This is a genomic window from Actinoallomurus acanthiterrae, assembly GCF_054775715.1.
This window is the reverse complement of record NZ_BAAHCO010000001.1, coordinates 1,897,019-1,913,271: the sequence shown is the minus strand read 5'-3', so window position 1 is coordinate 1,913,271 and position 16,253 is coordinate 1,897,019. Positions and strand designations below refer to the sequence as shown.

16 protein-coding genes are annotated in these 16,253 nt (G+C 69.4%); 11 read left to right on the top strand and 5 right to left on the bottom strand.

The features are described 5' to 3' along the window. Window positions 1-68: 68 nt before the first annotated feature. Window positions 69-1,619 carry an acyl-CoA synthetase gene (locus tag ACYVF7_RS09450; RefSeq protein ID WP_460337887.1) on the bottom strand — a complete coding sequence of 517 codons (1,551 nt, stop codon included), beginning with the start codon at window positions 1,617-1,619 and terminating at the stop codon, window positions 69-71. A gap of 172 nt (window positions 1,620-1,791) precedes the next feature. Here ACYVF7_RS09450 and ACYVF7_RS09445 point away from each other — a divergent pair, with 172 nt between their 5' ends. Beyond that, window positions 1,792-2,604 carry a crotonase/enoyl-CoA hydratase family protein gene (locus ACYVF7_RS09445; protein WP_460337884.1) on the top strand — a complete coding sequence of 271 codons (813 nt, stop codon included), beginning with the start codon at window positions 1,792-1,794 and terminating at the stop codon, window positions 2,602-2,604. Window positions 2,605-2,730: 126 nt separating this feature from the next. Continuing rightward, window positions 2,731-4,263, top strand: a complete 1,533-nt coding sequence (locus ACYVF7_RS09440; protein ID WP_460337881.1) for an OmpA family protein — start codon at window positions 2,731-2,733, stop codon at window positions 4,261-4,263. A 98-nt stretch (window positions 4,264-4,361) separates the two neighbouring features. On the opposite strand, the gene ACYVF7_RS09435 is transcribed toward ACYVF7_RS09440, so the two are convergent. Then, window positions 4,362-4,565 carry a cold-shock protein gene (locus ACYVF7_RS09435; protein ID WP_460337878.1) on the bottom strand — a complete coding sequence of 68 codons (204 nt, stop codon included), beginning with the start codon at window positions 4,563-4,565 and terminating at the stop codon, window positions 4,362-4,364. 891 nt (window positions 4,566-5,456) lie between these two features. Between ACYVF7_RS09435 and ACYVF7_RS09430 the strand changes: the two genes are divergently transcribed. The 6 genes from ACYVF7_RS09430 to ACYVF7_RS09405 all read left to right on the top strand — a co-directional run bounded on the left by ACYVF7_RS09430 (window position 5,457) and on the right by ACYVF7_RS09405 (window position 8,274). After that, a complete protein-coding gene (locus ACYVF7_RS09430; RefSeq protein ID WP_460337875.1) occupies window positions 5,457-5,837 on the top strand; it encodes an STAS domain-containing protein in 381 nt (126 codons plus the stop codon). A gap of 248 nt (window positions 5,838-6,085) precedes the next feature. Further along, complete coding sequence (locus tag ACYVF7_RS09425; RefSeq protein ID WP_460337872.1) at window positions 6,086-6,616, top strand: TetR/AcrR family transcriptional regulator; 531 nt, start codon at window positions 6,086-6,088, stop codon at window positions 6,614-6,616. Further along, on the top strand, window positions 6,616-6,945 hold the full coding sequence (locus tag ACYVF7_RS09420; protein WP_460337869.1) for a DMT family transporter: 330 nt from the start codon (window positions 6,616-6,618) through the stop codon (window positions 6,943-6,945). The genes ACYVF7_RS09425 and ACYVF7_RS09420 overlap by 1 nt, the downstream gene beginning before the upstream one ends. Further along, a complete protein-coding gene (locus ACYVF7_RS09415; RefSeq protein ID WP_460337867.1) occupies window positions 6,942-7,412 on the top strand; it encodes a DUF5360 family protein in 471 nt (156 codons plus the stop codon). Before ACYVF7_RS09420 ends, ACYVF7_RS09415 begins: the two co-directional genes overlap by 4 nt. Continuing rightward, entirely contained in the window at window positions 7,360-7,857 is a 498-nt protein-coding gene (locus ACYVF7_RS09410; RefSeq protein ID WP_460337864.1) for a DUF6368 family protein, read from the top strand. Before ACYVF7_RS09415 ends, ACYVF7_RS09410 begins: the two co-directional genes overlap by 53 nt. 93 nt (window positions 7,858-7,950) lie before the next feature. Continuing rightward, entirely contained in the window at window positions 7,951-8,274 is a 324-nt protein-coding gene (locus tag ACYVF7_RS09405; protein WP_460337861.1) for a cyclic-phosphate processing receiver domain-containing protein, read from the top strand. A 325-nt stretch (window positions 8,275-8,599) separates the two neighbouring features. Here the strand turns inward: ACYVF7_RS09405 and ACYVF7_RS09400 are convergent, their stop codons facing one another. Together ACYVF7_RS09400 and ACYVF7_RS09395 are read right to left on the bottom strand one after the other, a co-directional pair. Next, window positions 8,600-9,229: a hypothetical protein gene (locus ACYVF7_RS09400; RefSeq protein ID WP_460337859.1), complete on the bottom strand. Its 630-nt coding sequence runs from the start codon at window positions 9,227-9,229 to the stop codon at window positions 8,600-8,602. A gap of 294 nt (window positions 9,230-9,523) precedes the next feature. After that, window positions 9,524-10,036 carry a GNAT family N-acetyltransferase gene (locus ACYVF7_RS09395; RefSeq protein WP_460337856.1) on the bottom strand — a complete coding sequence of 171 codons (513 nt, stop codon included), beginning with the start codon at window positions 10,034-10,036 and terminating at the stop codon, window positions 9,524-9,526. Window positions 10,037-10,223: 187 nt separating this feature from the next. Here ACYVF7_RS09395 and ACYVF7_RS09390 point away from each other — a divergent pair, with 187 nt between their 5' ends. Both ACYVF7_RS09390 and add read left to right on the top strand, forming a co-directional pair. Beyond that, the gene (locus ACYVF7_RS09390) at window positions 10,224-10,607 is read left to right on the top strand and encodes a hypothetical protein (RefSeq protein ID WP_460337853.1); all 384 of its coding nucleotides are present in this window, start codon (window positions 10,224-10,226) and stop codon (window positions 10,605-10,607) included. Between the two features lie 87 nt (window positions 10,608-10,694). Beyond that, window positions 10,695-11,708 carry an adenosine deaminase gene (gene add / locus ACYVF7_RS09385; RefSeq protein ID WP_460337850.1) on the top strand — a complete coding sequence of 338 codons (1,014 nt, stop codon included), beginning with the start codon at window positions 10,695-10,697 and terminating at the stop codon, window positions 11,706-11,708. A gap of 224 nt (window positions 11,709-11,932) precedes the next feature. Here the strand turns inward: add and ACYVF7_RS09380 are convergent, their stop codons facing one another. Next, entirely contained in the window at window positions 11,933-13,045 is a 1,113-nt protein-coding gene (locus ACYVF7_RS09380) for an NAD(P)H-dependent flavin oxidoreductase (RefSeq protein WP_460337847.1), read from the bottom strand. A gap of 316 nt (window positions 13,046-13,361) precedes the next feature. On the opposite strand from ACYVF7_RS09380, the gene ACYVF7_RS09375 reads away from it, so the two are divergent. After that, window positions 13,362-16,109, top strand: coding sequence for a helix-turn-helix transcriptional regulator (locus tag ACYVF7_RS09375; protein ID WP_460337844.1), 2,748 nt, complete (start codon window positions 13,362-13,364; stop codon window positions 16,107-16,109). Window positions 16,110-16,253: the final 144 nt, after the last annotated feature.

Genomic DNA, 16,253 nt, shown 5'->3' with positions numbered 1-16,253 from the left:
CTCACTCGCTCCGCGGCCGGCTCGTCCCTCACCGGCCACTCCGCTCGCTCGTCGACTCGCCGCTCCGGTCAGATGGCACTCTCGCGGTCCTTCCAGTACGGGTCCCGCAGCTTGCGTTTGAGGAGCTTGCCGTTGGGCTCGCGGGGCATCTGCTCGATGAAGTCGAACGACTTGGGCCACTTCATCCGGGCCAGCCGGCCGTCCAGGGAGGCGAGGATCTCGTCGGCCAGTTCCTGGCCGGGCGCCACGCCCTCGGCGGGCTCGACGACGGCCTTGATCTGCTCGCCCCACTCGTCGTCCGGGATGCCGAACACGGCGACGTCGGCGACCTTGGGGTGGATGAGGATCTCGTTCTCGATCTCGGCCGGGTAGATGTTGGCGCCACCCGAGATGATCATGTCGGCCTTGCGGTCGGACAGGAACAGGAAGCCGTCCTCGGTGAGGTAGCCGATGTCGCCGACGGTGAAGTAGTCCTTGAGCTGGTTGGCCTTCGTCTTCTCCGGGTCGCCCTTGTACTCGAAGGAGACGCCCGCCATCTTCATGTAGATCGTGCCGGGGGTGCCGGGCGGCACCGCGTTGCCGTCGTCGTCGACGATCAGCAGCTCGCTGATCGGCCAGGCCTTGCCGACCGTTCCCGGATGCTCGCGCCAGTCCTGGGGGCTCGCGATCGTCCCGCCGCCCTCGGTGGCCGCGTAGTACTCCCAGATGCAGTCGCCCCACCAGTCGAGCATCGCCTGCTTCAGCGGCACCGGGCAGGGCGCGGCGGCGTGGATCGCCCACCTCATCGACGAGACGTCGTAGCGCTTGCGCACGTCCTCCGGCAGGGAGACGAGGCGCTTGAAGTGGGTAGGCACCATGTGCGTGTTCGTGACGCGGTACCGCTCGATGAGGCGCAGCGCCTCCTCGGCGTCCCACCGGTCCATGTAGACGAGCGTGTGGCCCATGTGCAGCGCCGACCCGCCGAACTGGGTGACCGCCGTATGGTAGTTCGGCGAGGTGACGAGGTGGGCGTTGGGCGGGCCGGGCGTGAAGCCGAAGAACGTCAGCAGGAACGTCATCAGCTCGGCGCTGTCGTCCGCGTCGATCCCGGCCAGCTTCCGGCGCACGCCCTTCGGCCGTCCCGTGGTCCCCGACGTGTAGTGCATGGTCGCGCCGTTGGTGCGGTCCTCCGGGAGCGTGTCCGGCTGCCCGGCGACCAGCTCGTCGAAGTCCCGGAAGCCCGGCACCTCCCCGAACGCGAACCGCCGCCGCGGGTCGAGCCCCGCCTCGTCCGCGCCCCGTGTGCCCTCGGCCGCGTACCGCTCGTGCACGAAGAACGCCTTGGCCTCGCTGTCGGCGACGATGTAGCCGATCTCCGGGCCGGTCAGATGCCAGTTGACCGGCGTGTAGTACCAGCCCGCCTGCAGGGCGGCGAGGTAGAGGATCAGGCCGTCGACGCCGTTGGGGACCAGGCCGCAGATGCCGTCGCCCGGCTGCAGCCCGAGGGCGCGCAGGCCGTGAACGACGCGGTTGCAGCGGGCGAGCAGATCCCCGGCGCGGTACTCGGTCCCGTCCGTGTCCACACACGCGATCCAGTCCGGATCGTTGCGCGCCAGCCGCCAAAAGCCCAACGAGCCCATCGGTTCTCCCTGTACGTCTCGGCACCGGTCGTACGGAGGTGTCCCGCACGCAGTAGATCACGTTCTCGTTTTGGTCGGCAAGACCTGTTGAGATGCGAGGAGTATTACTAGAATCCGTTCTTGTTTTGGTGTCGCGTGACGTCGTACGCGACCGCGAGCAGGGAGGACGGCAATGGCGGAACGACTGCCCATCAGCACCCCGCACTGCACGGTCGAGCGCGACGGACACGTCGTGACCGTGACCATGAACCGGCCCGAGGCCCGCAACGCCCTCAGCACCGACATGCTCGTCGGCATGGCCGACGCGTGGGCCTACGTCTCCGATACCCCGGAGGTCCGGGTCGCCATCCTCACCGGCGCCGAGGGCCAGTTCTGCGCCGGCGCGGACCTGAAGGCCATGGGCAGGCCGTCGGAGGACGAGCGGGTACGACAGCGCGCCACCGAGATCGAGAACTTCCACTGGAAGGGCCTGCTGCGCGACTCTCAGCCGAAGAAGCCGCTGATCAGCGCGATCGAGGGGTACGCCGTGGCCGGCGGCACCGAACTGCTCGTCGGCACCGACATCCGCGTCGTCGCCGAGGGCGCCACGCTGGGGCTGTACGAGGCGAAGCGCGGCCTGTTCCCGATGGGCGGCAGCGCCATCCGCCTCCCCCGCCAGATCCCGTACGCCTTCGCGATGGACATCCTGCTCACCGCCCGGTCGGTGAGTCCGGAGGAGGCGCTGCGGATGGGCCTCATCAACCGCATCGTCCCGGACGGCCAGGCGTTGAAGACCGCCCGCGAGATCGCCGACGAGATCGCGTCCTGCGGCCCGCTCGCCGTCCAGGCCATCCTGGAGACCTACCGCAAGACCCAGGCCCTGCCGGAGGACGAGGCACTGCAGGTCTCCGACGAGCTCGGCTGGCCGGTGATCGGCTCGAACGACGCCAAGGAAGGCGCCCGAGCGTTCAAGGAGAAGCGTCCCGCCGTTTTCAAAGGCGAGTGATCGTGAGCTAGCGGAGCCAGTGGTCCCGAGCGCCGCGTGGCCGACGCTCCCGCCACCGAGACGGAACCGTCCGACGTGCGCTCCCGTCACATTCTGCGACCGATACGACGTATCACCACAGATGGGATGGCGATGGGCGGCTTCAACCGCAGTGTGGGGACGGTCGCCGCGGCGATGGCCGTGGCCGTCGTGGCGGCCGGCTGCAACGACGAGACCGGGCCGCCGGGGGCGAAGGCCACTCGGGCCTCGGGCCTGGCCGTGGCGCAGGCGGACGGCTCGCCCCTCCGCACCCACTACATGTCGTGGCCCGGCAAGTCGTTCAAGGTCGACCTCATGGCCCTCGACCGCATCACGCCGGCCCGCGTGGTCGCCCGCTTCCGCGTGACCGCGGGACCGGGATCCGGAGTCGGGCCGACGGCGTGGGCCGCGCCGACGCATTCCGGGGACCACGCGCCGAGCGGAGCCCTCCTGCTCGACCTGGATCACGCGACCGAGCATCCGGTGCTGCGCACGCAGGCCGGCGGCTGCCTGTGCACTGAACTGACCGACGTCCAGGCCGGACGGCCCGTCGACGTGGACGCCGCCTTCGACATCCCGCCGGGCAGCGGGACGTCGCTGACGGTGGTGTTCCCCAACACGCCGCCCTTCCTCCGCGTCCCCGTCACCGCGCACGCCCCGTACCTGCTCCACCAGCGGCAGGGCGGCACCGCCCTGAACCCGCTGACGACGCCCACCGCCGCCCCGGAGACCTACCCGCTCATCAACACGGTCCGCCGCGGCGACGAGACCGACGCGACCGGCGGCGGCAAGACGACCGTCCGCCTGTCCGCCGACGTCCTGTTCGCGACGAACAAGGCGGCGCTGACCTCGAAGGCCCGGACCCTGCTCAAGGGGGTCGCCGCCAAGATCGAGACGTCGCCCGGCAAGACCGTCGCGGTCGACGGCTACGCCGACAACACCGGAACCGACGCGGTCAACCGCCCGCTCTCGCAGAAGCGCGCCGAGAACGTCCGGGCCGCGCTGCGCAAACTCGTGAAACGCCAGGGCATCCAGTACTCGGCCACCGGCCACGGATCGGCCGACCCGATCGCGGACAACGGCAAGGCCGAGGGCCGCGCCCTGAACCGCCGAGTGAGCGTCACCTTCGCCGCGCAGGCAGAGCCGCGACAGGACAACCGCCCGGTGCCCACCGCGAGCGCCGACCCGGCCGGGCAGCCCGACCCGCGACCGGCCGTCCTGGTGCACGCGGCCAAGTCACCGATCCCGCTGCTGCCGTGGCCGAAGTCGATGACCTTCGCCGCCACCGGCCTCATCCGCGACCCGAGCGGCTTCGCGGTGCTCACCTGGACGCTCCACAACGTCAACAAGCACCCGATCCCGACCGCCTTCGCGACGAACCTGGCCGACATCTTCCGCAACCCCGGACCGGGCCGGATCACGCTGAACGCCGGCCCGTACGAGTACAAGAACGTCACGGACAGCAGGCAACAGGCGATCTTCCCCGGCTACTCCATTCGCCAGGGCGGCTTCACCGTACGCGGCCAGGGCACCCTCATCGGCTGGAACCTCTTCCGGCTCCCGCTGGGGTGGCGCTCCGCGACCGTGAGCGTCCCCGGCTTCCCGACGCTGAACAACGTCCCGGTGCAACAGGCTCCGTAGCCAGGCGGCGCGACGCGTACAGGATGCGCGGCCGTCCATCCGGTGGCCGGCGGGGCTCACGTCTCGGACGCGAGCCCCGCGACAGACTGCGGTGATACTCAGGAAGGAAGGATGTTCTCCGCCTGCGGACCCCTCTGGCCCTGTGTGACGTCGAACTCCACCTTCTGGCCCTCCTTGAGCTCACGGAAGCCCTGGGCGGCGATGTTGGAGTAGTGGGCGAACACGTCGGCGCCGCCGTCGTCCGGCTGGATGAAGCCGAAGCCCTTATCTGCGTTGAACCATTTAACGGTGCCTTTGGCCATTACCTTGTCCTTTTGCGGTGCCGTCAGAGTCCGCACCGTGCGGACTCCACGTCGCCGAAATCGCCCCCGACCGGATGAGTCCGGTAAAACAAAAATGCGCCTGAGGTCAGAGCCGGCAGGCGCACATAGAGTCTATGGGAACCACAACTGCAACTATTCACGACGCTACCACATGGACGTTCCCATGGCTTACGGCGAATACAAAATTCATCATTCGCGAGGAATTCCTCGGCCACCCGTCCGGCGTGTGATCGGCCACTTGCGGGGCAATGCCCGGATGGCACCATGATCCGTACCGATCGGGCGTCGCGCTCAGGCTCGTGTGGCTGTCCGGTCGTTGTGGCGTCATACTTCACGCCCCGTCCCGGCCACGACTGACGGCCGAAGTAGTGAGCGACCGGGGGTTCGCTTGCTCGACCACTGACGCGAAAAATCCTCGATCCCCCTGACCATATCCCACGAAGGCCACGCTGTGACCTGGCCCGCGTCCCCCGAAACGAGTCGATGGGACGTCGGTCGGCGGGATCGCACCGATCATGCGCCAGTGGAGTATGGTCGGTGGTAGCCGTGGAGTGTTCTACGTCGACAGTCGAGTCGGCGTCATCCCGGTGCCTCACAGCTTCGGCCCCTCGCACGGGCCAAGACAGGTCGGCGCGCATGACGCCTCACATCACCACAGGCTGGTCGGCCTCGGCGATGCGGCCTCAGCGGTTCTGCGGCGCGCGCTGTCAAGAGAATCGACTCGCCCGCGATCCGGCCCTTTAGCCGTCATCCCGCCGACCTTGGCGCGATCAGCGCTGCACCTCGCGCTCTCGACCAGGAGCCATACCGTCTGGTCATTCACTCTCGTCGCGGTCGAATCCGGCCATACGTCAGATCGGAGATGCACCGATGCATCAAAACACCGCACGCGTCAGGCTGGTCAGCCGCCAGTTGCCCGGCCACACCGTCATCGCGATACGCGGAGACCTCGACATCGCGACCACCGCGGCCGTCCGCGACCGGGTTCTCGCCGTCGTAAAGGACACGACGACGCCACTGATCATTGACCTGTCGGAGGTGTCCTTCTGCGATGCCTCCGGCCTGGCGATGCTCGTCGGCACGAAACGTCGTGCGGAATCGCGGGGAGTCACCGTCGTCCTCGTCGCGCCCTGTCCCATCGTGGGGAAGCTGTTGCACATCACCGGCCTGGACCGCGCCTTCGCCATCCATCCCACTCTCGCCTCCGCGCAGGCGGGGCATGCACACCCCGATCACATCGGCGCGGCATGACCGGCGCACCGGGCTGGAGCTCCCACTCGGGTGGCGCACCGCGACCGCGAACGTCCCCGGTCTTCCCGACGCTGAAGAACGTCCCCGTCCAGCAGGCTCCGTAGACCGCGGGATCACCAGCCGGCACCGCACGACAGGGCGCGGCCGCGGCCAACGATCACGGAGATAGTCGTACCGCTCGCCAGCGGCCGGTCGTCCCGTCTAAGCTACCGACCGTCTGGACGGTCGGCAGGGAGCGAGCAGGGACGATGCGGGATCGGATTCTGGACGCCGTCGAGCGGATCCTCATAGCCGGCGGCACGGATGCGGTACGGCTGGACGCCGTCGCGGCCGAGGCCGGAGTGAGCAAGGGCGGCCTGCTGCATCACTTCAGGTCCAAGCAGGCGTTGGTCGAAGGGGTGCTCGAACGCCTGATGGAACGGTTCGAGGCCGAGCTGCCACCGGCCGGGTCGCCGCCCGGCGCCTTCACCCGTGCGTGGCTGGACGCCAGCATCCCCGACACCGACGCCCCCGCACAGAGCGACGCCGACCGGGTGTCGGTGGCGCTGCTGGCCGGACTGTCCGGAGGACCGGAGGTGCTGGCCGCGCTGCGGCGGTACTACGAGACCTGGCAGCACCGGATCGCCGACGACGGACTCGACCCGGCCACGGCCACCCTCGTCCGCCTCGCCGTCGACGGCTGGTGGATGGCGCGCCTGCTGAACCTGGCACCGCCCGCCGACGACCTCCACCGAGAGGTACGGGCCCGGCTGACGGCGATGATCGAGGAGGGCGCGTGATGCCGTTCCTGCTGCTTGGGATCGCGATCGTCGCGGAGGTCGCCGCGACGCTGTCGCTGCGCGCCTCCGAGGGATTCTCCCGCCTCGGGCCGTCGGTGATCGTGGTGGTCGGCTACCTCATCTCGTTCGTCCTCATGGCCAAGGTGCTGACCTGGCTGAACGTCGGCCCGGTGTACGCGATCTGGTCCGCGCTGGGCACGGTGGGCGCGTTCGTCGGCGGCGTCCTGCTGTTCGACGAACGGGTCCGTCCGGTCACCATCATCGGAGCGGCGATCGTCGTCGCGGGAGTAATCGTGATGAACCTCGGCGGCGGAGCCAGCCACGGATGAACCGCCTCCTGGGCATCACGAAGATCGCCATGCTGCTCACCGACGTGGGCCTGTTGCTGTACTGGGCGATCGTCTTCGCGGGCCTGATCCCCGTCGAACTCGCCTACAAGGACTACACCAACCCGATCCTGAGCGACTGGAACACCTCGTTCGTACTCCTCGACCTGGCCGCGAGCCTCACCGGCCTGGCGACTCTGTGCCGCACCCGCGCCCGGCAGTCCCTCATGACCGTCTCACTCACCCTGACGAGCACCGCCGGCCTCCAAGCGGTCGCATTCTGGGCTTTGCGCGGCGACTTCACCCTCACCTGGTGGCTACCTAACCTGTTCCTCCTACTCTTTCCCCTGCCCGCCCTTGTCTCGCTGATCTGCGGAACCACCGACGCGGCACCGGCCGGCTGGAAGAAGGAAGGCGATGTCGGACCGCACCCTCGAGCTGACCCTCTATCTCCCCAGGCCACTGCGTAGGCTGCACGAACTCGTCGAGGCGATGACCCCGCTGGGACGAGTGGACGAGTCCACAGTTGGCGAGAGGCTGCGCGTCGAGCTCAAAGAGGGAGACACCCTGGTCTCCGTCACTGCGGAGATCGGCGAGACGGACATCATGCCTGGCGATGATTACACCGCCCTTGGCTTTCCGCCCGGCATGGAGATCAACGTCTCTACCGCGGTCACCACCCCAGACGCCGCACGTGCACTTGCGCGCCTGGCGCTGGCACTCGCTCGGCGCTACGCAGCCGTCATCGACACCGACGGCGTCCTTGAGGTCTCACCCAAAGCTCATCCAGGCCGTCTGGGCCTACTGCGTTTCGAGATGATGGACGGCACCGAATTCAGATACGTCAGCGTCTTTGACGCCGACTTCCTCCAAGCGTGGATCGATGACCCCGCCTTCCACCTCATCGCCACCTGATCCGGCGCCGCGGACCGCTCGTTGTCGTCGGCAGAACCTGGCTTTGCTCGCGGCTGCGATGATGACCGTGTGAACGAGCGCTCAGGGGCAGGGATGCCGGTCATCCTTGGTATTGACGACCTGCGCGCACTGCCGAGAGCCACGCGGATAGCCCGTACCAGTCAGGAGGGCATCCTGCTTCTTGAAGAGCATCGAGACGACGAGATCGACGAACTTTGGCTCGACCACGATTTGGGCGGCGACGACAGCATCATGCCGGTCGTGGCCCTACTGGAAGAGGCAGCTTTCGGCGGCCATCCGTTCACCATCGGCATGATCTTCGTCCACAGCGCCAATCCAAGCGGCGCGGAGACGGTAGTCCGCGTGCTGAGGCGTTGGGGCTACCGAGTCCGCCGGACAACCGCTCAGAGCCCATGAACACCTTCGGGCGATCAGGCAACCGCTGGACGGTGGGGTCCCAGGCTCGCGACTATCAGCCCAGCAACATCCACCGCACTCTGCGGTCTTCTAATCCGTCGGTACCCAAACGATCTCCGAGGCTGTTCGGATCAGTCCGCACGTCGGGCGAACATCGCTCCGGCCGTCCGGACTCGTCCGACCGGCTTCAAGATCGTTCGCCCCGATGGCTCCCACCGTGGCCCCCGGGAGCCACGTCGCACACCGGTCCGGAGTACTCGTCCGCGCGTACGGCGAGACGTGGTGACAGACCCCATCGCGCGCGTGAGCCGGTGGAATCGCCGCCCTATGGATTCAGTTTCGGGACGTCGTCGACCCCCCAGAGGTGATTGCAGACAGTAAAGCCGAAGTCGCTGGCCTCCTTAAGAAATGCGGCGTTGGTCTGCCGGTACAGGCCGATATCGAGCGCGTAGCCGTCTCCATCGCGCGCTCTGGCCCGGCCAATTGCGGCTTGGAGGAGATTGTTGGCGGCGAAGTAGTAGGACCTGATCGAGCTGACCGCACCGATGTCCTTAGGGGTCATGTCCCCTGGTACCCAGACGGCGGTCCAGGCCAGACTCATCCGGTCACGCGCAGACAGGACGTCCAGGTCGTCGGCGGCAATCGTGGCATATACGGTGCCCTTGCGTGTAGTCGATGTCGTATCGATGTGCTCCTTGCAGTAGTGATCCATCTCCTTGACGTAGTTGGCCTTAGCTAACTGATCGGGATCCTTCACAAGGTGTTTGCGCAAATCAGAGAAAGTGCCGATTCCGAAGAAGAAAGCCGCGATCGCCAGGTAGACGGACAACCCTTCAAGAGATTTCCATGCGGACTCGTCCGCCTTGCGCTGGTCGCGCACGTACGCGGCTATGTCGTCGATCTTCTTGCTGTCGGACTCGCGCTCGCTGGTGTCTTTGGACTCGGGGGTTGTCATGGTCACCATCATGGCGTCCCCTGCCTCGCCGTCTCCAGACGTAGAGCAAGGGATCGGGAACCGTCCCAGCCGCCAGAAACGATCAGGGCCTTCCCTGCCTTCGTTGGGAAGGCCCCGATCATTAGGCGGAGCTGCCGCCAGCTTGGGCAGTCGGTGCCGCTCACCGCCGCACACCTGTGCCGGGCGGTGTTCCAGCCGAACTCACGGACTGGCCGGGCGACTTCATCAAGGTCTGTCTCGGTGCGGGCAAGGTGGAGATCACCGCAGGCGCGCGGGGTGTCGCGCCGCTCTACATCACCAAGCGATCCGGTGGTCGGGCTGCAGTTCGGCGTGCCGGGTCAGCCCGACCACTGTGACACCGCCTCGTTCGCGTTCACGCACGATCTGCCAGCCTTGAACCTGGGTGTAGTAGCGCACCAAGCCCTGCTCCCATGTCCCTCGCCGTACCCACTGCTTGCCCGTGCGGGCAGCGTGGTCCAAGGCCCAGCGGAGCATCAGGTGACCGAGGCCTTGGCCAGCGAATGCCGGGTCAGTGACCGTCGAGGCGACGAAGTACGCCGGTTCAGCGCACTCCTCCGGCGTCCAGAACCATGAGGGGGACTCCTCGTACAGAGACGTCGCGCCGACGATCTGATCGTCGCGAGTCAGGACCCAGATCGGGAAGTTCGGATCGGCCGCCTGACATCCGTACTCTGGCGCGAACTTCCGCCAGCCCTCTCCGTCCAGACCGCGCGTCTCCAACCAGTCCGCGCGCTCCTGCGTCATCGCGACAATCGGCTTCTCATCGCCATCGGTCGCCGGACGCATCAACAACATCCTCCGACACTATGGCAAGCGGCCGACATCGCGACTTTGAAACGGCGACGACGGCATCCATCCGCAGGTCAAATCGGCCACCGCAGGCGATTACATAAAGTGACCGTTTAATGGCCTTTCTCCGAGGGACAACCTCGTCAATACGGTTCTCGGGGGCCTTCTGGAGGAGGCATCACAGATGGCCACGCAGATATGGCGGCGTCGGCGGCGGCAGGCGGCGGAGGCCACCGCTCCGGCGGTGAGCGACACCCGGCTCCGGCGCTGGAACACCACGCGGGTCCGGCGGTTGCAGCGGCATGACGGGCTCAGCGCGTTCGTGTGGCTGGTGGCGTGGACGATCACGCTCGTCCTGCTCTTCGGCATCGCGCTCACGTGGGGCGGGGCCAACCCGCACAACAACATCGTCCACGTGGTGCTGCGGGTCGGCACCTGGCTGGCGACTCCGTTCCACGACGTGTTCCGCAACGCGGACGCCCGTAAGGAGCTGACGGAGAACTGGTTGTTCGCCGCCGGTGTCTACGTCGTCGTCGGCCGCGTCCTCGCCTGGCTTCTCCGCTGGTGACCCTCGGCAGCGGATTCTGACGGATCTGTGTCAGCTTCGACCTAAATCTCTGGCTTGCGGTGTTCCGACGCTGTTAGCTTCCGGGCCATGACCGTCACAGATGACTTCATCAACGCGTTGCCCAAGGTCGAACTTCACGTTCATCTGGTCGGTTCCGCGTCCGTGCCCACGGTGCTCGAGCTGGCCCGGCGGCACACCGGGCACCGGGTGCCGACCGACGAGGCGGCCCTGCGGGAGTTCTATGAGTTCCGCGACTTCCCGCACTTCGCCGAGGTCTACTTCGCGGTCAACGGCCTCGTACGGGAACCGGAGGACGTCGCGACGCTGGTCACCGGTGTCGCCCGGGACCTGGCGGCGCAGAACGTCCGCTACGTGGAGCTGACCGTCACGCCGTACTCCCACGTATCGGTCGGCATGCCGGTGCCGGCGGTGACCGAGGCCTTGGACATCGCGGCGCGGGAGGTCGCGGACCGGATCGAGGTCGCATACATCTTCGATATCCCCGGTGAGTTCGGGGAGGGCGCGGACCGCGCCACCCTCGAGCACGCGTTGAACCACCCGCCGGAGAAGCTGGTCGGCTTCGGCATCGGAGGCATCGAGCAGGACCGCCTCTCGCATGAGGAGTCGATCCGCGACGCGTTCCGCGCCGCGGTCGCGGCGGGGCTGCACAGCGTTCCGCACGCCGGGGAGATGACCGGGCCGGAGACGATATGGGAGGCGATCCGGGAGCTGAAGGCGGAGCGGATCGGGCACGGGATCAGCTGTCTCAACGACCCGGAGCTCGTCGCGTACCTGCGGGAGACGCAACTGCCGCTGGAGATCTGCCCGACCTCGAACGTGTGCACCAAGCAGGTGCCGGACATCGCCGCCCACCCGCTCCCCCGGATGCTCGCCGAGGGCCTGTACGTGACGCTGAACAGCGACGACCCGCCGATGTTCGGCACGACGCTGACCGATGAGTACCGCGTCGCGGCACGGGACCTGGGGCTCGGCCGCAAGGAGCTCGCCGGCCTGGCCCGCAACGGCGTCCGCGCCTCTTTCCTGGGTGAGAACCGCAAGCGGGCGATCCTCGCCGAGATCGACGCGATCGAGCCGGCCTGAGCGCCGCACGACAATCCCGATCCCTCGCCGAGATCGAGCCGGCCTGAGTCCCGTACAACAATCCCGATCCCTCGCCGAGATCGACGCCGTCGAGCCGGCCTGAGCGCCGCACGAGGATCCCGCCCCTCGCGAGGAGCCGGCCCGAGCCTCGCGCGAGAATCCCAGCGCCGCACGGAGATCCGGCGCGCGGACGGCCGGACCCGTTCGCGCGCCGGAGGTTCCGCTCAGGACTCGGTGAGGGTGTTCAGGCGTTCCATCGTCTCGACGTACTCCTCGATGAGGTCGTAGATGACCTGGGAGGCGGTCTTGACCTGGTTCATCGAGCCGACGATCTGGCCGACGGGGAACGTGGTCAGCTCGCCCGCGCCGGAGCGGTTGATCCGGCGGAGGGCGTCGGAGATGAGCATGAACTGCATGGGCATCGGCAGGGTGCCGGGCGACTCGGGGGACTCCCACGCGTCGGTCCAGGCGGTCTTGAGCATCCGCGCGGGCTTGCCGGTCCAGGACCGGGAGCGCACGGTGTCGCGGGAGGTCGCGGCGAGGAGCCTGTCGCGGGAGGCCTCGGGGGTGTCGGCCTCGTCGACGGTGAGCCAGATCGAGCCGGTCCACGCGCCTTCGGCGCCGAGCGCGAGCCCGGCGGCGAGCTGACGGCCGCGGCCGATGCCGCCCGCGGCGAGGACGATGGTCTCCGGGCCGACCGCGTCGACGACCTCGGGGATGAGGACCATCGTGGAGACGTCGCCGGTGTGGCCGCCGGCCTCGGTGCCCTGGGCGACGATGATGTCGACGCCGACCTCGACCTGCTTGCGGGCGTGGCGGGCGTTGCTGGCCAGGCCCGCGACCTTCACGCCGTGCTGGTGCGCCTGCTCGACGACGTCCGCCGGGGGCGGGCCGAGCGCGTTGGCCAGGAGGGCGATGGGGTGCTTGAGCGCCACCTCGACCTGGGGACGGGCGGTGGCGTCGGTCCAGCCGAGGAGGTAGTGGCCGGCGCCCTCCTCGGTGAGCGGGTCGACGCCGTGCCGCTCCAGCAGGTCGTTGACGAACTTCCGATGACCCTCGGGGATCATCGCCTGCAGCTTGCCGAGCAGCTCACCGGCGTCGCCGAGGTCCGCGCCTTCGTACTTGGCGGGCATGACGACGTCGACTCCGTACGGCTTGCCGCCGACGTGGTCGTCGATCCAGTTGAGCTCGGTCTCCAGCTGTTCGGGCGTGAAGTAGAGCGCGCCGAGGACGCCCATGCCGCCGGCGCGACTGACCGCGGCGACGACGTCGCGGCAGTGGCTGAAAGCGAAGATCGGATACTCGATGCCGAAGAGTTCCGTTACCCGTGTCCGCACAGTCCCGACCATAAGAGCCGATCCACGAAACTGCAACACGTTCTAGTTCACTTTCTTCGCTCGCCCCACCGGCCAGCCTCACCGGCCCACACCCGCCCGAACCTGAAACCTGTAGCAGCCCCCCATCCCCGAAAGACCGAACTGGGGGTGTTGACGGCGGTATGACCGATTGTTAGCTTGCCCGCTCGGGGCTCTCACGCTGGGAGCGGCGCCCGGAGGCCAGCGGATGACCGATCCGTTCGGATCAGCCAAGGGAACGGCCGCCCCGCCGGCGACGGCACGGCCGCCGGTCAGGGGACCGTGGCCGCCTGCCCTCGTGGACCGGAAACCCCTCCTCGCCCGCGCCCGCGACCACCTCACCGCCGGGGGCAGCCTCGTCCTGACCGGTCCGACCGGGATCGGCAAGTCGACCCTGCTGACCACGCTCGCCGCCGAGTTCACCGACCATCGGGTGCTGCGCTGCTCGCTGTCGGAGACCGAACGGCACCTGCCGTTCCTCGGCCTGATCGACCTGCTGGCCGAGATCGGCGACGACCTCCTCGAGTCGCTGCCGAAGCACCAGCGCGCCGTGCTGGAGTCGGCCCTGCTCCGCGGCGACGACCCGGTCGGCGAGCGCGACGTCCTCGGCCTGCGCGTCGCCGTGCTCGCGGCCTTCCGTAACCTCTGCTCCGCCGGGCCGGTGCTCCTCGTCGTCGACGACGCGCAGTGGCTGGACGCGCCGAGCGCGGAGCTGCTGGCGTTCATCGCCCGGCGGGCCGGCGGGCTCCCGCTGCGGGCGCTCGCGGGCCTGCGCACGGGCCCCGGCGACCCGCAGGACCCGCTGGAGCTGTGCCCGCCGCCCGCGCTGACGCTGCCCGTACCCCCGATGACCGTCGCGGAGGTCGGCGGGCTGCTCGGCGGCCTCGCGCTGCCGCGCGCCGTTCTGGCAAAGGTGCACCGGGCCAGCGACGGCAACCCGTTCTTCGCCCTTGAGCTGGGCCGCGCCCTGGCCGACCACGGCGAGCCGCTGGACCCGGCGGCGCCGCTGCCGGTGCCCGACGGGCTGCGCACGCTCATGCTGGGACGTCTGTTCGCCCTGTCCTCCGGCGCGCGGCACACGCTGCTCATCGCCTGCGCGGCGGCCCGGCCGACACTGGACCTGCTGCGCGCCGCGGGCCGCCCCGAAGCCGCCGCGGACGTCGCCGAGGCGCGGCACGCCGGCATCGTCGCGCCCGGCGAGGTGGTCCGGTTCACGCACCCGCTGCTGTCGGCGGTGCTGTACGCGGAGTCACCGGAGCGGGACCGGCTCGCCGCCCACGCCGCGCTCGCCGACGCGGTCACCGATCCGGTCGAGCGCGCCCGTCATCTCGCGGCGGTCGCCCCGGGACGGGACGCGCAGGTCGCCGAGACGCTGAGCGAGGCCGCCACCGCCGCCCGCCGGCGTGGGGCCCGCGCCGCCGCCGCGCAGCTCGGCCTGCTGTCCGCCGAGCGCACCACCAAGCCGGAGGCCGAACCGGAGCTGCGGCTCACCGCCGCCGAGGACGCCCTCGCCGCCGGGGAGTTCGCGATGGCGCGGGGCATCGCGGAGGACGTCCTGGCGGAGGCGGCCCTGCCGGCCGAGCGGGTGCGGGCGTGGATCGTGCTGCTGGACTCCTGCGGGCAGGCCCTCGCCGAGCTCGACGACGTGTTCCCGCGCGCGCTCGCCGACGCGCGCGACGACCCGGCGCTGCTCGCCCCGCTGCACTACCGCCTGGCCTGGCGGGCCTGGCTCGTCAAGGGCTCGGCGCCGCGCGCCCGCCAGGAGGCGGCGACGGCCGCGCGCCTGGCGGCGGACGCCGGCGACCGCAACACCGAGCTGCTGGCCCTGACCAGCCAGGCCCTCTTGGAGTTCCACATCGGGTCGCCGGAGGCGGAGCGGACCATGGCGCGGGCGCTGGCCGGACCCCAGGATCCGGCGATCAGGCTCGGCCACAACGGCCCCGTCTACCTGCGGTACCGGCATCATCTGCTGCACGACCGGCTGGAGGAGGCACGCGGCGAACTGCGCTCGCTGACGTACGCGGTGCGCCAGCGCGGCGCGGTGGAGAGCCTGTTCATGTGCCTGTACGGGTCGGCGCAGGTCGAGATGGCGCGTGGCCGCTGCGACCGCGCCCTGGACCTGGCCTACCAATGCCTGCGGCTGGCCGAGGACAGCGAGCTGAGCCAGGGACCCGCCTGGTGCGCGGTGGCGTTCGCGGAGGCGGCGGGCGGCTCGCTCGATCGCGGCCTGGCCGCCGCCGAACGCGGTGTCGGGCACAGCGAGGACGACGGCGACCTGCTGTTCCTACCAACGACGCTGCACGCACTCGGGCACATCCGGCTGCTACGCGGCGACGCGGCCGGAGCGGTCGACGCCCTCCGCCGGGTGCGCAGGCTGGAGACCGCGCAGGGCCTGGCCGAGCCCGCCCTGCGGCGCTGGCACGCCGACCTCGCCGAGGCCCTGACCGCGACCGGGGCGATCGCGGAGGCCGAGGAGCTGATCGAGGAGACCAGGCGGGACGCCGTACGGCTCGGCCGGCGGAGCGTCCTGGCCACCCTGGACCGGGCCGCCGCCGTCGTCACGGCGGCGCGGGGTGACGTCGAGGTGGCGCTCCACTGCATGGAACGGGCCGTCACCGCCCTCGCCGCGCTGCCCTATCCCATCGAGGAGGGCCGGGCCCGGCTGGAGCTCGGCCGCCTGTACCTGCGCGCCGGGAACGCGGCCGCCGCGCGGGAGGCGTTGCACGGCGCACGGCGGGTGCTGCTGCGCGCCAAGGCCGCGCCGTGGATCGCCGCGGTCACCTCGGAGCTGGACCGGCTCGACCTGGGCTCTCCGCCCGCGATCGGGGACGGCGATCCGATGCGGGCGCTGTCCGGCATGGAGCGCCGGGTCGCGACGCTGGTCGCCGAGGGTGCGACGAACCGGGAGATCGCGGCCCGGCTGTTCGTGAGCATCAAGACGGTCGAGGCCGCGCTGACCAGGTCGTACCGCAAGTTGGGGGTGCGCTCCCGAGTCGGACTGACCCGAATCATCGCCGTGCCGCGTCCGGAGGACCGGACGGCGTAGGGATTTCCCTATCCCTCCGTTGAGGGGCTTTTCAGCGTTCGTTCGGATACGGACACTCTGCCCAAGGTCCCCCGGACCCGGGAGGCCGATCCACGGTCCTCCGACCCCGGAGGGCCCAGCCCCTGTCCACGGTCTCCCGACCCG

Excerpts from the sequence above, each read along its gene's own strand:
- ACYVF7_RS09390 (WP_460337853.1), top strand. The coding sequence starts at position 10,224 with ATGGCCACGCAGATATGGCGGCGTCGGCGGCGGCAGGCGGCGGAGGCC.
- ACYVF7_RS09450 (WP_460337887.1), bottom strand. The coding sequence starts at position 1,619 with ATGGGCTCGTTGGGCTTTTGGCGGCTGGCGCGCAACGATCCGGACTGG.
- ACYVF7_RS09395 (WP_460337856.1), bottom strand. The coding sequence starts at position 10,036 with ATGCGTCCGGCGACCGATGGCGATGAGAAGCCGATTGTCGCGATGACG.
- ACYVF7_RS09425 (WP_460337872.1), top strand. The coding sequence starts at position 6,086 with ATGCGGGATCGGATTCTGGACGCCGTCGAGCGGATCCTCATAGCCGGC.
- ACYVF7_RS09435 (WP_460337878.1), bottom strand. The coding sequence starts at position 4,565 with ATGGCCAAAGGCACCGTTAAATGGTTCAACGCAGATAAGGGCTTCGGC.
- add (WP_460337850.1), top strand. The coding sequence starts at position 10,695 with ATGACCGTCACAGATGACTTCATCAACGCGTTGCCCAAGGTCGAACTT.
- ACYVF7_RS09405 (WP_460337861.1), top strand. The coding sequence starts at position 7,951 with ATGCCGGTCATCCTTGGTATTGACGACCTGCGCGCACTGCCGAGAGCC.
- ACYVF7_RS09410 (WP_460337864.1), top strand. The coding sequence starts at position 7,360 with ATGTCGGACCGCACCCTCGAGCTGACCCTCTATCTCCCCAGGCCACTG.
- ACYVF7_RS09445 (WP_460337884.1), top strand. The coding sequence starts at position 1,792 with ATGGCGGAACGACTGCCCATCAGCACCCCGCACTGCACGGTCGAGCGC.
- ACYVF7_RS09430 (WP_460337875.1), top strand. The coding sequence starts at position 5,457 with ATGCATCAAAACACCGCACGCGTCAGGCTGGTCAGCCGCCAGTTGCCC.
- ACYVF7_RS09420 (WP_460337869.1), top strand. The coding sequence starts at position 6,616 with ATGCCGTTCCTGCTGCTTGGGATCGCGATCGTCGCGGAGGTCGCCGCG.
- ACYVF7_RS09440 (WP_460337881.1), top strand. The coding sequence starts at position 2,731 with ATGGCGATGGGCGGCTTCAACCGCAGTGTGGGGACGGTCGCCGCGGCG.
- ACYVF7_RS09400 (WP_460337859.1), bottom strand. The coding sequence starts at position 9,229 with ATGACAACCCCCGAGTCCAAAGACACCAGCGAGCGCGAGTCCGACAGC.
- ACYVF7_RS09415 (WP_460337867.1), top strand. The coding sequence starts at position 6,942 with ATGAACCGCCTCCTGGGCATCACGAAGATCGCCATGCTGCTCACCGAC.